General features: G+C 73.5%; 11 protein-coding genes. 3 read left to right on the top strand and 8 right to left on the bottom strand.

The genetic code is table 11. From position 1 onward, the window contains the following. Window positions 1-54: 54 nt before the first annotated feature. The 4 genes from ACIGW2_RS10340 to ACIGW2_RS10325 form a co-directional block, all read right to left on the bottom strand. A complete protein-coding gene (locus ACIGW2_RS10340) occupies window positions 55-1,752 on the bottom strand; it encodes an ABC transporter family substrate-binding protein (RefSeq protein WP_399842644.1) in 1,698 nt (565 codons plus the stop codon). Window positions 1,753-1,846: 94 nt separating this feature from the next. After that, a complete protein-coding gene (locus ACIGW2_RS10335) occupies window positions 1,847-3,976 on the bottom strand; it encodes a dipeptide ABC transporter ATP-binding protein (protein ID WP_399842642.1) in 2,130 nt (709 codons plus the stop codon). After that, window positions 3,973-4,905 (bottom strand): ABC transporter permease, encoded by a 933-nt coding sequence (locus ACIGW2_RS10330; protein WP_399842639.1) that lies wholly within the window; start codon window positions 4,903-4,905, stop codon window positions 3,973-3,975. The genes ACIGW2_RS10335 and ACIGW2_RS10330 overlap by 4 nt, the downstream gene beginning before the upstream one ends. Before the next feature lies 1 nt (window position 4,906). Beyond that, window positions 4,907-5,890: an ABC transporter permease gene (locus ACIGW2_RS10325; RefSeq protein WP_399842637.1), complete on the bottom strand. Its 984-nt coding sequence runs from the start codon at window positions 5,888-5,890 to the stop codon at window positions 4,907-4,909. A gap of 390 nt (window positions 5,891-6,280) precedes the next feature. Here ACIGW2_RS10325 and ACIGW2_RS10320 point away from each other — a divergent pair, with 390 nt between their 5' ends. Further along, complete coding sequence (locus ACIGW2_RS10320) at window positions 6,281-7,507, top strand: aromatic acid exporter family protein (protein ID WP_399842635.1); 1,227 nt, start codon at window positions 6,281-6,283, stop codon at window positions 7,505-7,507. A gap of 40 nt (window positions 7,508-7,547) precedes the next feature. Here ACIGW2_RS10320 and ACIGW2_RS10315 read toward each other — a convergent pair whose 3' ends face one another. Together ACIGW2_RS10315 and ACIGW2_RS10310 are read right to left on the bottom strand one after the other, a co-directional pair. Continuing rightward, on the bottom strand, window positions 7,548-8,822 hold the full coding sequence (locus ACIGW2_RS10315) for a serine hydrolase domain-containing protein (protein ID WP_399842632.1): 1,275 nt from the start codon (window positions 8,820-8,822) through the stop codon (window positions 7,548-7,550). 145 nt (window positions 8,823-8,967) lie between these two features. Next, window positions 8,968-9,315: a hypothetical protein gene (locus ACIGW2_RS10310; protein ID WP_399842630.1), complete on the bottom strand. Its 348-nt coding sequence runs from the start codon at window positions 9,313-9,315 to the stop codon at window positions 8,968-8,970. A gap of 234 nt (window positions 9,316-9,549) precedes the next feature. On the opposite strand from ACIGW2_RS10310, the gene ACIGW2_RS10305 reads away from it, so the two are divergent. Further along, on the top strand, window positions 9,550-10,017 hold the full coding sequence (locus ACIGW2_RS10305) for a MarR family winged helix-turn-helix transcriptional regulator (RefSeq protein WP_399842626.1): 468 nt from the start codon (window positions 9,550-9,552) through the stop codon (window positions 10,015-10,017). Between the two features lie 95 nt (window positions 10,018-10,112). Here ACIGW2_RS10305 and ACIGW2_RS10300 read toward each other — a convergent pair whose 3' ends face one another. Both ACIGW2_RS10300 and ACIGW2_RS10295 read right to left on the bottom strand, forming a co-directional pair. Then, window positions 10,113-11,249, bottom strand: coding sequence for a lytic polysaccharide monooxygenase (locus ACIGW2_RS10300; RefSeq protein WP_399842623.1), 1,137 nt, complete (start codon window positions 11,247-11,249; stop codon window positions 10,113-10,115). 275 nt (window positions 11,250-11,524) lie between these two features. After that, a complete protein-coding gene (locus tag ACIGW2_RS10295; protein ID WP_399842620.1) occupies window positions 11,525-12,547 on the bottom strand; it encodes a LacI family DNA-binding transcriptional regulator in 1,023 nt (340 codons plus the stop codon). A 240-nt stretch (window positions 12,548-12,787) separates the two neighbouring features. Here ACIGW2_RS10295 and ACIGW2_RS10290 point away from each other — a divergent pair, with 240 nt between their 5' ends. Then, window positions 12,788-15,028: a glycoside hydrolase family 9 protein gene (locus tag ACIGW2_RS10290; protein ID WP_391651792.1), complete on the top strand. Its 2,241-nt coding sequence runs from the start codon at window positions 12,788-12,790 to the stop codon at window positions 15,026-15,028. The last annotated feature ends 67 nt before the right edge of the window (window positions 15,029-15,095 follow it).

The raw sequence follows: 15,095 nt of genomic DNA, 5'->3' as shown, positions 1-15,095 counted from the left end.
GATCGCCGCACCGGTGGCGCGACCGGTGCGGCGGGGCGGTGGCCCGGCGGGCGGCTACTTCTGCCAGCCCACGGTCTCCGGCAGCGGGGTGCCGAAGATGGTGGCGCCGACGTTGGCGAGGCCGTTGCGGACGCCGTAGATGGAGGGGCCGCTGAAGAGCGGCAGGTAGCCGTACTGGGCGAGGGCCTTGCGCTCGACGGCGTTGGCGCGGGCGGTCTGCTCGTCGAGGTCGGCGACGGCGCCGACGGCGCGGATCTCCTTGTCGAGCTCGGGGGTGCCGATGCCCACCAGGTTGGAGGCGCTGTCCGTGCAGTAGAACTCGCACAGGTAGCGGGTGCCGAAGGGGTCGCCGGAGCGGTTGCCGACGAGGAAGATGTCGAAGCTGCGCTCGCTGAGGATCTTGGCGAAGTCGGCCTCGGTGGAGGTCTTGAGCTCGATCTGGATGCCGACGGGCTTGAGCATCTGCACGAGGGCGCCGGCGGTGGCCTTCTCCAGCGGGTCGTCGCCGCGCAGGGTGTAGGAGACGGTGAGCTTCCTGCCGTCCTTCTCGCGGATGCCGTCGGCGCCGGGCTTCCAGCCCGCGGCGTCCAGGAGCTTCCTGGCGTCGTCCGGGTCGTGCTTGACGACGGCGCCGACGTTGTCGGAGTAGCCCTTCTGGAAGCTGAAGAGCAGCAGGGAGCCGGGCAGCGGCTCGCTGTAGTCGCCGAGGCCCTGGAACTGGATCCTGGCGATCTGGGTGCGGTCGATGCTCTCCAGGAGGGCCTTGCGGACCTGGAGGTCCTTCAGGTTGGGCGACTTGGCGTTGACGTAGAAGGAGTACGCGAAGGGGCTGCCGCCCTGGCGGATCTCGGTGCCGGCCACGCCGGAGAGGCGCTTGAGGCCTTCGGCGTCGCCGGCGGCGGTGTAGTCGATCTGGCCGTTCTTGAAGGCGTTGGCGGCGGCGTCCGACTCCAGGTTGACGTAGACGCGCCGGTCGAGCTTGCCCTTCTTGCCCCACCACTTGGGGTTGCGGACGAAGGTGAGGTCACCGCCCTTGGCGTCGAACTTGCCGACCGTGTAGGGGCCGGCGCCCCATTCGGGGTGGACCTGCTTGACGTAGGCGTCGTTGTAGGCGGCGACGGTGGCGGCCTTGGGGTGCAGGAAGGTGGTGAAGAGGCTCGACCACCAGGGTGCGACGCCCTTGAAGCCGATGACGGCCTGCTTGGCGTCCTTGCCGCGGGTGACCGAGGTGATGTGGCGGTAGCCCTCGGTGTCGGCGGCGTTGTACTTCTTGTCGGCGCCGTTGTTGGCCTGCCAGGTCGCCTTGACGGCCGTCCAGTCGATCGGGGTGCCGTCGTTGTAGGTGGCCTTGGGGTTGAGGGTGAGCACGACCCGCTGGTTGCCGCCGGTGACGTCGACCTTGACGTCGGTGAGGTAGTCGGGGTTGTACTGCGTCTCGCCGGTGGGCGAGTACGTGATGACGTCGGGGTTGTACCAGAACCAGACGCGCTTGGCGGTGAGCGTGGCGTTGGCGTTGAAGGGGTTGCCCTGGTCGTCGATGGTGCCCGCGGTGGTGTAGGTGCCGCCGTCCTTGAGGTTCTCGTACGGCTGGGGGTTGTAGTCGACCTTCGCCGAGGCCGCGGCCGGGGTGGCCGCGCCGCCGGCGCCCTTTCCGGCGCCCGGGGTGCCGGGGCCGGAGGCGCTGCAGGCCGTGACGGCCAGGGTGAGGGCCGCGGTCAGGGCGGCTGCGGGGACGGCGCTTCTCGCTCGCATGGCGGGGTGGTTCCTCATCTCGGTGGTACGGGTGTGGGGTCTCGGGCCGCGCCCGAGGCCTGGCGGCCGGGGGCGCGGGCGGGTGGTGCGGGGTTCAGCGGGCGTGGCAGGCGTGGTGGTGGTCGGAGCCGGGCGCGGCCGGGCGCGGGGCGGGGCGCTCGGTGCGGCACCGCTGCCGCAGCTCCTCGTCCAGGCGCGCGTACAGCGGACAGCGCTCGACGAAGACGCACCCTTGCGGGAGGCGGGCGGCGCTGGGCTGCTCGCCGCGGAGCACGATCCGTTCGCGGGTGCGCTCGCTCCGGGGGTCGGGCACCGGGACGGCCGAGAGCAGGGCCTCGGTGTAGGGGTGCCGGGGGCGCGCGAAGAGCTCCTCGGTGGGGGCGCTCTCGACGATGTGGCCGAGGTACATGACGGCGACCCGGTCGGCGAAGTGCCGCATCACGGCGAGGTCGTGCGCGACGACCAGGTAGGCCAGGCCGAGTTCGCGCTTGAGCCGGGTGAGCAGGTTGACGATTCCGGCCTGTACGGAGACGTCGAGGGCGGAGACGGGTTCGTCGAGGACCACGACCCGGGGCTGGGTCGCGAGGGCGCGGGCGATGCCGACGCGCTGCCGCTGCCCGCCGGACAGGGCGGCCGGGAAGCGGTCGGTGACGGAGGCGTCGAGGCGGACCAGGTCCAGGAGTTCGGCGACCCGGGTCCGGGTCGCCGTCCGGTCGGCGCCGGCCGCCTGGAGGGGTTCGGCGAGCAGCTGGGAGACCGTCAGCCGGGGGTCGAGGGCGCCGGCGGGGTCCTGCATGACGATCTGTACGGCGCCGCGCAGTGCGCGCAGCCGTTCGGCGGTGCCGGGGGCGGCGACGTCGGTGCCGGTGATCTCGATGCGGCCGCGCTCCGGCGGCCGCAGCCGCAGGATCTCCAGGAGGGTGGTGGTCTTGCCGCTGCCGGACTCCCCCACCAGGCCGAGGGTCTCGCCGGCCCGCAGCTCGAACGCGACGTCGCTGACCGCGTGCAGCGTGCCGACCCGGCGCTTGAGGAGGGCTCCCTTGGTGACGGGGAAGGTCTTGGCCAGGCCGGTCACCCGCAGCACGACCTCGCCCGGCGCGCCGGCGGCGTCGGCGGATTCGGCAGGGTCGGTGGAGTCGGTGGGGTCCGCGCCGTCCGGGGACGGCTGGGCGAAGAGCGCCGCCGCGTCCAGCCGTCCGTCGGCGATCTCCTCGGCGCGCAGGCAGGCGACGAGGCCGTGCCCGGCGACGGGGGTCGCGGCGGGTTCCTCCGTGCGGCAGCGGTCGAGCGCGGCGGGGCAGCGGGCCGCGAAGGGGCAGCCGGGCGGGAGGGCCACGAGGGAGGGGGGTTCGCCGGCGATCGGGACGAGCGGGCGGTTCCTCGGCGCGTCGGGCCGGGGCACGGCGCCGAGCAGGCCGATGGTGTAGGGCATGGCGGGGCGCCGGAACAGCGCGTCGGCGCCGGCCCGTTCGACGATCCTCCCGGCGTACATCACGGCGACGTCGTCGGCGTACCCGGCGACGACTCCGAGGTCGTGGGTGATCAGGACGAGGCCGGCTCCGGTCTCCCGCTGGGCGGTCCGCAGCACGTCCAAGATCTGGGCCTGCACGGTGACGTCGAGGGCGGTGGTGGGTTCGTCGGCGACGAGGACGGACGGGGAGTTCGCCATGGCGAGGGCGATGACGACGCGCTGGCGCATCCCGCCGGAGAACTCGTGGGGGAAGGAGCGGGCCCGGCGGTGCGGCTCGGGGATGCCGACCAGGTCGAGGAGTTCGACGGCACGGTTCCAGGCGGCCTGCCGGCTCAGGTCCTGGTGCACGCGCAGGGCGTCGGCGAGCTGGCGGCCGACGGAGAAGATCGGGGTGAGCGCGGACAGCGGGTCCTGGAAGACCATGCCGATGTCCTTGCCGCGGATCCGGGAGAGGCGCTTGTCGTCCAGGCCGACCAGGTCGCGGCCGCCGAGCAGCACCTGCCCGGACACCCGGGCGGTCGGCGGCAGCAGTCCCATCACGCCCATGGCGGTGGCGGACTTGCCGGAGCCGGACTCGCCGACGATGCCGAGCGTGCGGCCGGGCAGCAGGTCGAAGCCGACGCCGCGCACGGCGGCGACGGGGCCGGCCTCGGAAGGGAAGGAGATCTCCAGGTCGCGGACCGAGAGGACGGGTTCGCGGGCGGTGGCGGAGCCGGGAGTGCCGGGGGCGGCGGAGGTGAGGGTGAAGGTCATCGGGCGCCTCCCGAGGCCGCCGAGGAGGAGGTGGGGTCGAGGGCGTCGCGCAGTCCGTCGCCGACGAGCGTCATGGAGACCGTGAGCAGCACGAGGAGGCCGGCGGGGAAGGCGAACAGCCACGGCGCGCTGGTGATGGTGCCGGAGCCGTCGGCGAGCATGGTGCCGAGGGAGACGTCGGGGGTCTGCACCCCGAAGCCGAGGAAGGACAGGGCGGTCTCGCTCAGCACGGTGGCGACGACCCCGAGGGTCAGGTTGACCACGAGCAGGGAGCCGAGGTTGGGGATGATGTGCCGCAGCACGATCCGCCAGGGCCGCACGCCCATGAACTCGGCGGCCAGCACGTAGTCGCGCTCGCGCAGCGAGGTGGACAGCGCCCAGACGACGCGGGCGGTGGTCATCCAGCCGAAGACGGTGAGCACCAGGATCAGCACCCGCCAGTCGCCGGCGAGGCGGTGCGAGACCAGGGCGAGGATGAGGAAGGAGGGCACGACCAGCAGGAAGTGGATGAGCGCGAGGGTCGCCTTCTCCACCCGGCCGCCGAGGTACGCGGCTCCGGCGCCGATCACCGCGGCGAGCAGGATCGTCAGGACCGAGACGCTGACCGCGATCACCAGCGAGCGCCGCAGGCCGTGCACGGCTTCGGCGTACACGTCGTTGCCGCCCTGGTTGGTGCCGAAGTAGTGGACCGCGCCGGGCGGCTGGGTGAGCGCGGTGAAGTCGGCGTCGGTGTGGGCGTAGGGGGTGAGGAGTCCGCCGAGGAGGCTGAACAGCACCAGGAGCAGGAACAGGGCCGTGCCGAGCAGTGCCCCGCGGTTGCGGGCGAAGCGCCGCAGGCGCAGCCGGCCGTGTCCGGCGCGGGGCGCCGGGGCGGCCTGGGCGGCGACGGGACTGGCGGGTACGGCGCGCGGGGTGGTGGGTGCGGTCATGTCAGCTCACCCGCACCCGGGGGTCGAGCAGGACGACGGCGAGGTCGGCGAGGATCGCGCCGACGGCGGTCATCGCGGCGCCGAAGGCGGCCACGGCGACGGTGCCGTGCACGTCGTTCTTGCTGATGGTCTGGATGAAGTACTGGCCCATGCCGTTCCAGCCGAAGACGGTCTCGGTGATGACCGCGCCGGTGAAGATGGCCGGGATGCCGAAGGCCACGGAGGTGGCGGTCGGGATCAGCGAGGCGCGCAGCGCGTGCCGGCGGATGGCCTGCGCGCGGGTGAGGCCGGTGGCGCGCGCGGTGCGGACGAAGTCCGAGCCGATGGCGTCGAGCAGCAGCGTGCGCTGGGTCAGGTGGTAGCCGACGTAGCCGAGCAGGGTCAGGCTGAGGGTCGGCAGGATGAGGTGCTGGAGGCGGTCGACGAGCGTCGGCAGGAAGCCCTCGACGGTCGGGGACTTCTCCCCCGCGACGTACAGGAAGCGCAGTCCGAGATCCTGGTTGAGCCGGATGCCGACGAGGACGACGGCGAGCGCGGCGACGGCGGTGGGGACGTTGAAGAGGAGCACCGACACCAGTTGGGTCAGGCGGTCCCACCAGCCGTACTGGCGGGACGCCCCGGCCACGCTGAGCGCGACGCCGAGGAGCACCGACAGGAGCGTGGCGAGGGTGACCAGCTGGCCGCTGACCAGCACGCGGAAGCCGATCTCGGAGTTCACGGAGGCGCCGACCGGTGACCTGCCCCAGTCGAAGTGGAGGACCACGTCGCTGAACCAGCCCCACCAGCGCTCCACGAGCGGCACCCGGGGGTCCAGGTTGTACGGGGCCAGGGCCTGGTCGATCTGGGCCTCGGTGCGCACCGGGCGGGTGTCCTTGTAGTTGGCCCGCGGGTCGAGGAACCAGGCGGCGAGCAGATAGGTGACGTTGGTGGCGACCACGATCATGGCCAGCCACCCCAGGGTCTTGCGCGTCAGATGGCGGAGCACGAGCCCGCCCTTCCGTGCGCCGGAACGGTGGTCGCGGCGCGGGGCGCGAGGGCCGGGGCGGGGGCCGGCGGCGTGCCGGTTCTGGGCATGGTCGTCGTGGCTTTCCGGTAGGGAGGGGACGCGGCCGCCGTGCGGCGGTGCCGTGTCCCCGGCATGGCATGACTCCGGACACCCCTCCTCCGATTCGGAGGGGAAGGAGGCCGGTCAAGATCGATTCTGGAGTGGCGCTCCGTCGCGGGGGAAGGAGTCGAAGGTGTCTGTCATGCGACTGCAAAAGCGGCGTCACAATCGGCGGGGCCGGCGGGAGGTCGGGGAGGATTCGCCCGGCTGGCGGCTTCCGGGGTTCGGGCGCGCGGGGACGGTGCAATACCTGGGGCAGGAGGCAACCAGGTGACAGAGTTCCGCGCACGGGCGGCCCGGCTCGCTGCCCGCACCGCCGACCGGGCGCGGCGGCTGCGGCACGACCCCTTCGTCGTCCAGACCCTGCGGTCCACGGCGGCGGCGACGATCAGTTACGTGGTCGCGCTCTGGCTCAGCAGCGAACCGGCCCCGCTGACCGCGCCGCTGACGGCGCTGCTCGTCGTGCAGGTCACCCTCTACTCGACGCTCACCACGAGTCTGCGCCGGGTGAACTCGGTGGTGGTCGGCGTGCTCATCGCCATCGGGTTCAGCGCGATCGTCGGTCTCTCGTGGTGGAGCCTGGCCCTGATCATCCTGGCCTCGCTGGTCGTGGGGCGGTTCGTGAAGGTGGAGGAGTTCATCCCCGAGGTCGCGATCAGCGCGATGCTGGTGCTCGGGGTCACGCAGGTCGCCGACACCGCCTGGGACCGTGTCCTGGAGACCGTCATCGGCGCCGCGGTGGGGCTGCTCTTCAACCTGCTGCTCGCGCCGCCGGTCTGGGTCGACACGGCGGGCGACTCCATCGAGGACCTCGCCCGGCGGATGCGCCGGCTGCTGCTCGACGTGTCCGAGGAGTTCACCGGCGCGCCGCCGGTGGAGCGGGCGGCGGCCCGGCTGCACGAGGCCCGGCGGCTCGACAACGACGTGGCCGAGGTGGACGCGGCGCTGCGCACGGCCGAGGACAGCCTGCGGCTCAACCCGCGGGTCAAGGAGGGTCTGCTGCACCGCATCATGCTGCGCACGGGCCTGGACACCCTGGAGATCTGTGCCGTGGTGCTGCGCGTCCTCGCCCGCAGCGTCACCGACCTCGCGAAGGTACGGGCCGGGCGGCGGCTGCTCCCCGAACCGGCCGCCGTGGTGCTCCAGGAGACGGCCCAGCACGCCGCCGACGCCTTCGTCAGCTACGCGGTGCTCGTCACGGCCCTCGACAGCCGCTCGGCCGAGGCGGCCGAGACCCGGCTCGCGGGCGAGCTGCGGGCCGCCCGCTCCCGCCGGGCGCACGCCGCCGAACTCCTGCTGTCCGGCGCCCTGCGGGATCCGGGCCACTGGCAGCTCTACGGCGCGCTGCTCGCCGAGTTCGACCGCGTGCTCGACGAGCTCGACCCCGAGCACCGGGGCCGCCGCCTCATGGAGGAGCTGGACCGCCACGCCCGGGAGCGCCGGGAGCGGCGGCGCCGGCTCTCCAGGGGTGCGGGCAGCACCCGCGTGGAGCGCTGACGGCCCCGTACGAGGGAAAGGCCCGGATGCCGGGCGCGGCTCAGGGACGCCCGTGGTCCCCGTGACCGCCCTGGTCCCCGTGGCCGCCCTGGTCGCCGTGGCCCGGGTGCTCGTCGCCGTGGGCGAGCAGGGCGCAGACGAAGGTCTCCTCCGTGGCGCGCAGTCGGGCGAGCAGGGCCGGGTCGAGCGTGGCCTGGGTGGTCACGGAGACCGTGACGGAGCGCCGGCCGTCGGGGGTGGCGGCGGCGAACTGGGTGTAGCCGGGGGTGTTGCCGGTGTGCCCGAGGACGGTGCCGCAACGGGTGGTGTAGCGGAAGAGCGCGAGTCCGGCCGCGTTGGTGCCCGGGCCGGCCGGTTCGGAGGCCCCGCCGGGCAGGAAGTCCTGCTGGGCGGCCCGGGTGGCGGGGCCGAGGAGGCGGGGTCCGGCGTAGCCGCCGACGAAGGTGGCGAGGTCGGCCGGGGTGGAGACGATGCCGCCGGAGGCCCAGGCGCCGGACGCGCTGATCGCCTCGCTGACGTCCTCCGGCGGCTCGCCCGGCTCGACGGCGTAGCCGTGCAGGTAGGGGCGGGGCAGCCGGTAGCCCTGGGGCAGGCTGGTGTCCCGGAGGCCGAGCGGCCGGTACACCAGCTCGCGCAGCAGGTCCTCGTAACGGCGGCCGGTGGCCTGTTCGGCCATCAGGGCGACGGCGATGTTGTCCGAGTTGGAGTAGCCGTAGCGGCTGCCGGGCGCGAAGAGGAGGTCCTGGCCGGCCACGAAGTCGAGGAGCCGGCGGGAGTCGAAGTGGTGGCGGGGGTCGGCGCGGACGAGGTCCTGGAAGGCCTTGCTGCGGCTGAAGTCGGGCAGGCCGCTGGTGTGCTGGAGGAGCTGGCGCAGCGTCACCGCGTGCCAGTCCTTCGCGAGGTGGGGCAGCCGTCCGCCGATGGTGTCGTCGAGGGCGAGGGCCTGCCGGTCCACGAGGCCGAGGGCGACGGCGCCGCTGAACGCCTTGGCCGCGCTCGCGATCCGCATGTGGTCCCGGGCCCGCGGCGGGCGGCCGGTGCCGGTCTCGGCGGTGCCGGCCCGGTAGACCTGCCGCACGCCGTCGCGGGTGAGGACGGCGATCGCGCCGGGCGGGCCGCCGGGCGAGGCGACCAGGTCGGCCAGGGCGCGGCGGAGTCCCTCGTCGTGGGGGCCGTGGCCGGCCGGCGGGGGCGGGCCCGCGGCGACGGGGGTCGCCGCGGTGCCGGTCAGCACGGCCGCGGCGATCAGGGCCGCGGCGACGGCCCGCCGGGCGGCCCGTCGGCCGGTGCGGGGTGCGGGGGCGGATACGGGCACGTGGGGCCTCCTTCGGGCGGGGCATCGCTGGGAGGGCGCCCGCAGCCACGGCGGGCGCCCCGCCGCACCAGCTTCGGCGCCCGCCCCGGCGGCCGCCGCCCGGGCGCCCGCCGCGTGCGCCATCTGGCCGTAGCGCGGGGGCGGCTCAGAAGCGGGGGCCCGGCAGCAGCGGAAGGAGGCCGGAGCAGTCGTGGCCGCCGCTGGGGTCCGGGGCGTGGAGCCAGTAGACCGACAGGGCGAGCAGCGCGAGGACCGGGAGGGTGAGCAGGGCGGAGGCGCTCGCGAGCCGGCGCCCCGGGGCCGGTGCGCCGCCGGGGCGGGTCCGGTGGCGTACGTACGTCAGGAGGGCGGCGACCGCGCAGGCGAGACCGGCCCAGGAGGTGACGTGCATCCGGAGGGAGGGGCCGAGGTAGCGGCAGTGCTGGAAGGTGTCGGAGTCGAAGGCGATCCGGGCGGCCAGCAGTGCCGCTGCGGCGAGGGCCAGTGCGGGCACGAGGAGCGCGGGGGCGCGCCGGGCCCCGGTGCCTCGCCGTGTGGGTCGGTCCCCGTGCGCGTCCATCGTCCCGCCACCCCCGCCATCGGTGTCATGTCCACAGTCGACGGGATCCTATGCCGGGCCCGACACCGACCATTCTCACCTACTTGCAGTCGCCCTCTATCCGCTTCAGCCGGTTTTTGTCTCACCGGAGTATCCTGGGTCTCGTACCACCGGAAGGAGCACGCACCCATGACCGCCACGGACCCCGCGCTCACCGCCCTGGCCAGCGGGTGGGGCGCGCTCTCCCTGCTGCACGGCCGGATCGAGTCGCACATCGAGCGCGCCCTGCAGTCGGGTCACGGCCTGAGCGCGCGGGAGTACTCGCTGCTCGACGTGCTCAGCCGGCAGCACGACGGCGAGGGCGGGCACCTGCAGATGAAGCAGGTCGCCGACGCGGTCGTGCTCAGCCAGAGCGCCACGACCCGCCTCGTCAGCCGTCTGGAGGACCGGGGGCTGCTGTCCCGCTATCTGTGCCCCACCGACCGGCGCGGCATCTACACCGACGTCACCCCGGCGGGCCGGAAGCTTCTCGACGAGGCCCGGCCGACCAATGACGCGGCGCTCCGCCGGGCCCTGGACGAGGCCTCCGCGCATCCGGAGCTGGCTCCGCTGGTCGCGGCGGTCGAGACCCTGGACATCCCGGCCCAGCGCGCCTGACAGCACCGCACCCACCTGGGCGGATGCCCGGAGGGCCAGCCCCGCCGATCGCCACCGGCCCGTGCCGCGCTCGGCAACGCGCCGGTGCGAGGTGGCTACGGGGTGACGCAGCTGATGGAGCCGGCCGGGAAGTCGTTGCCGGTCGAGGTGGCCGTGAAGCCGAAGGTGACGCTGCCCTCGGGCGGGACGGTGCGGTTGTAGTCGAGGTTCGCGACGGTGAGCGTGCCGTCGGATCCCGTACTCAGGGCTCCGTTCCAGACGCTGGTGAGCTGGGTGCCGGCGCCGGGCTTCCACCGCACGGCCCAGCCGTCACGGGCCGTCGTGGTGTGGTTCATCACCTCGACGGAGCCCTGGAAGCCGCCGCTCCAGGCGTTGGTCACGCGGTAGACGGCCATGCACCCGGTGTGCGGATCGGTCGGCGTGGACGTCGGGGTCGAAGTGGGAGTGGGCGTGGGCGTGGGAGTGGGCGTCGGAGTCGGGGTGGGCGTGGGCGTCGGCGTGGGCGTGCCGCCCGAGCCGCGGATGCCGGTGACCTCGCCGTTGCCACCGTCGAAGACGATGTCGGAGCAGGAGAAGAAGTTCTCCTGGCTGTCCGAGCGGACCCACTGGATGAACATCACCGCGTCGCCGGAGCGCCCCGCCGGCAGGGTCAGGTTCCAGTAGTAGTGACCCCCGTCCGTGCCCGGGGAGCCGGTCTGCGGCGGGTCAGTGACGGTCTGGATCAACTCCAGGTCGTCCCAGCCGAGTTCCGAGGTGGGCGAGTAGCCGGGCTTGGACAGGTAGACCCGGAAGGAACCGGGGTGCGCGGCCCAGTTGCTGTGATTGACCTGGATCGTCTTCCCGGAGGTGAGGTGGGTGCGGGGCCAGTCGGCGCGGGGGGCGTTGTATCCGGTGAAGTCGTACGGCGACCGGTCTCCGGCACTGCACAGCTTCCCGTCCGGAACGTAGCCGGGGCCGCGTCCGCCCGCGTTCGAGTCGAGCACGGCGAACCAGTTGTAGAGCGACGAGGCGCCGCTCTGGGCGAGCGCCGCCTTGCACGCCGGGTTGGTCGGGTCCATCGAGCCGGTGCCGGTCCTGGCGTCGAGGTAGCAGAGGTAGGTGCGCGATCCGGGCGTCATCGTGACGCCGTGCGCCTGGACGCTGCTCTGGCCCAGCAGTACCAGGGCGATTCCGCCGAGCAGGGTCGCGAAGACCGCCCCCAGCGAGAGCAGTCGCTTCTTGCGTCGAGCCATGGATGTCCTCCTGTGCCTGTTCAGGGGTGATCCGGGGCCTTACGCCCCTCCGCACGAGGGGATGGGAGCGCTCCCACTCCCGTTCTGGAGGGGACTGTAGGAGTTGGCCGTGTGCCTGACAACCCGTCGGCGGCGGGCCGCCCCGAAGGAATCCGGAAGGAGCAGGTCGGCGGGGCGCAGCCTCGGGCCGCTGCTCCGCCGAAGCCCGAGCGTTTGGGGAGCGCTCCCGAACAGGCCCGCTTCCGCCGTCTCCCCGGAGGGGTGCCGGGCGTCCCTCAGGCCGACCCGCACACCACCAGCCGGGTCCGCAGGATCACATGGCGCCAGGCGACCTCGGGTCGCTCCATCTCCTCCAGCAGCAGCCTCACCACGGTCCGGCCGATCTCCCCCATGGGCTGGCGGACGGTGGTCAGCGGCGGCTCGGTCCGTTCGGCCAGCTCGAAGTCGTCGAAGCCGACCACCGCCACGTCCTCGGGCACCCTCCGCCCCGCCGCGCGCAGGGCGTCGAGCGCACCGGCGGCCATGCTGTCGGAGGCGGCGAAGACGGCGTCGACCTCGGGGTGCCGCTCCAGCAGCCCGACCATCGCCCGCCGTCCGCTGGCCTCCGTGAAGTCGCCTTCCGCCACCAGGGACGGCAGCTCGGGCAGCCCGGCATCGGCGAGCGCCTCCCGGTAGCCGCGCAGCCTGCACTCGGCGACGTACATCTCGGGCGGCCCGGTGATCGTGGCGACCACCCTCCGTCCGCGGCCGGCCAGACGGCCGACCGCGGCGCGCGCGCCGCCGACGTTGTCCGTGTCCACGTACGTCACCCGCTCGTCGCCCGAACGCCTGCCCAACAGCACCGTGGGCAGCCGCGCGCCGGCGAGCATGTCGGGCAGGGCGTCCTCGACCGGGACCGACATCAGCAGCACCCCGTCGACGCGTCCGCCGCGCACGTACTCCACGAGCCGCTGCCGCTCGTCGTCCGTGCGGGCGAGGGTGAGCAGCAGCTGCAGCTTCGCCTCGGCCAAGGCCTCGCCGACCGCGCGCACGACCTCCGAGAAGAAGGGCTCGCCGAACAGCCGCCAGTCCGTCTTCGTCATCACCAGCGCGACCGCGCCGGCCCGGCGCCCGGCCAGTGAACGCGCCGCCAGGTTGGGCACGTAGCCCAGCTCTTCGATGGCTTGCCGCACGGCGCGGCGGGTGGAGTCCCGGACGCCCGAGGCGTTGTTGATCACCCGGGAGACCGTTCCCCGGCCCACTCCGGCGAGGGCGGCCACCTCTTCCAGCGTCGGTGTGCCCGAACCGCGTCTCAGCATCGTGACACCCCCAAGAGCCCACGATCTTACGGCCGGCCGAGCGCGCTCCGGACGGCCCCGCGCGGGCCGACCAAGGCCCCGGCCGCTCAAAACCCTTTCTCCCTGACCGAGTTGAGCGCGCATCCGGTCCCGTTCCGGACGTTGACGCCCCGGCACTCCAGCCACGAGTATGACCCCCGCCCGATGGGAGCGCTCCCACTTTCCCGGGCCACCCCCCTGTCTCCCGTGAGGAGCCGAGACGTGAACCAACGCAGAACCGCCCTGCTCTCCCTGACGGCCCTGCTCGCAGCGGGCCTCACGACGATCCCCGCCGGGCCGGCGGGGGCGGACGAGGTCGAGCGGGTCAGGAACGGCACGTTCGAGACGGGCATCGACTCGTGGTGGACGAGCGGTGTCACCGCCGGACCGGCCGACGGCGGACTCTGCGCCGACGTGCCCGGCGGCACCGCGAACCCGTGGGACGCGGCCGTCGGCCAGAACGACCTCACGCTCGCCAAGGGCGAGTCGTACCGCTTCAGCTTCCACGCGACCGGCGCGCCGGAGGGCAACTCCGTGCGCGCCGTCGTGGGTCTCCAAGTGGCGCCGTACGACGCGTACTACGAGGTCACGCCGCAGGTGAGCGTCTCCGGCAACACGTACACGTACACCTTCACCTCGCCCGTCGACACCCCGCAGGGTCAGGTCGCCTTCCAGCTCGGCGGCGGCGCGGCCCCCTGGCGCTTCTGCCTGGACGACGTCTCCCTGCTGGGCGGCGTCCCGCCGGAGGAGTACAAGCCCGACACCGGCCCGCGGGTCCGGGTCAACCAGGTCGCCTACCTGCCCGGCGGGCCGAAGAACGCCACCGTCGTCACCGAGGCGACCGAGCCGCTGCCCTGGCAGTTGAAGAACGCGGCCGGCGCCGTCGTCGCGAGCGGCCGGAGCGTGCCGCGCGGCGTGGACCCCTCCTCCGGGCAGAACGTCCACTCGATCGACTTCGGCACCTACCGCAGGGCCGGGTCGGGCCTCACTCTGGTCGCCGACGGCGAGACCAGCCGGCCCTTCGACATCGGCACCGCCGCCTACGAGAGGCTCCGTCTGGACGCCGCGAAGTTCTACTACACCCAGCGCAGCGGCGTGGAGATCCGGGACGACCTGCGGCCCGGGTACGGTCGCGCCGCCGGTCACGTGGACGTCGCCCCCAACCAGGGCGACGGGGCCGTGCCCTGCCGGCCCGGCGTCTGCGACTACACGCTGGACGTCACCGGCGGCTGGTACGACGCCGGAGACCACGGCAAGTACGTCGTCAACGGCGGCATCTCCGTCTGGCAGCTCCTCAGCACGTACGAGCGCGCCCGCCTCGCCCGCACCGGGCACGCCGAGCGGCTGGGCGACGGCACCCTGAACATCCCGGAGAGCGGCAACAGGGTGCCGGACATCCTGGACGAGGCCCGCTGGGAGCTGGAGTTCCTGCTCAGGATGCAGGTGCCGGACGGCGAGCCGCTCGCCGGCATGGTCCACCACAAGATCCACGACGAGCAGTGGACCGGCCTGCCGCTGATGCCCGCCGCCGATCCGCAGAAGCGCGAACTGCACCCCCCGAGCACCGCCGCCACCCTGAACCTGGCGGCGACCGCCGCGCAGGCGGCCCGCCTCTACCGGCCCTACGACCGGCAGTTCGCCGCCACCGCGCTGGCCGCCGCCCGCAAGGCCTGGGCCGCGGCCCTCGCCCACCCGGACGTCCTCGCCTCCGACAGCGACGGGATCGGCGGCGGCACCTACGCCGACCCCGACGTCTCCGACGAGTTCTACTGGGCCGCCGCCGAGCTGTATCTGACCACCGGCGGGCGGGAGTTCCGGGACCACGTCCTGAACTCGCCGGTCCACACCGCCGACGTCTTCGGGCCGGTCAGCTTCGACTGGGCGCGCACGGCCGCCCCCGCCCGCCTCGACCTGGCGACCGTCCCGAACCTGCTGCCCTCCCGCGACCGGGTCCGCCGGTCCGTGCGCGAGGCCGCCGACCGCTACCTGGCCACCCTGAAGGCGCACCCGTACGGCATGCCGTACGCCCCCGAGGGCCAGCGGTACGACTGGGGCTCGACCCACCAGATCCTCAACAACGCCACCGTCCTCGCCACGGCGTACGACCTCACGGGCAGCGCGGCCTACCGCGACGGAGCGCTCCAGAGCATGGACTACGTCCTCGGCCGCAACGCGCTGAACCTCTCCTACGTCACCGGCTACGGCGAGGTCAGCGCCCAGAACCAGCACAGCCGCTGGTACGCCCACCAGCTCGACCCCCGGCTGCCCCACCCGCCCGCCGGTTCGCTCGCCGGTGGCCCGAACTCCGGCATCCAGGACCCGCTGGCCCAGTCCAAGCTCCAGGGCTGCACCGGCCAGTTCTGCTACATCGACGACATCCAGTCCTGGTCCACCAACGAGCTGACCATCAACTGGAACTCCGCCCTGACCTGGATGGCCTCCTTCGTGGCCGACCAGGGCTGACCACGGCGGCGCCCCTCACACGGGAGCGCTCCCCGGCTCCCTCCCCCACCCGCACGAGGAGGAACAC

It is taken from the genome of Streptomyces sp. NPDC053541 (assembly GCF_044544705.1).
Classification (GTDB): domain Bacteria; phylum Actinomycetota; class Actinomycetes; order Streptomycetales; family Streptomycetaceae; genus Streptomyces.
This window is presented reverse-complemented; position numbering and strand designations above follow the sequence as displayed.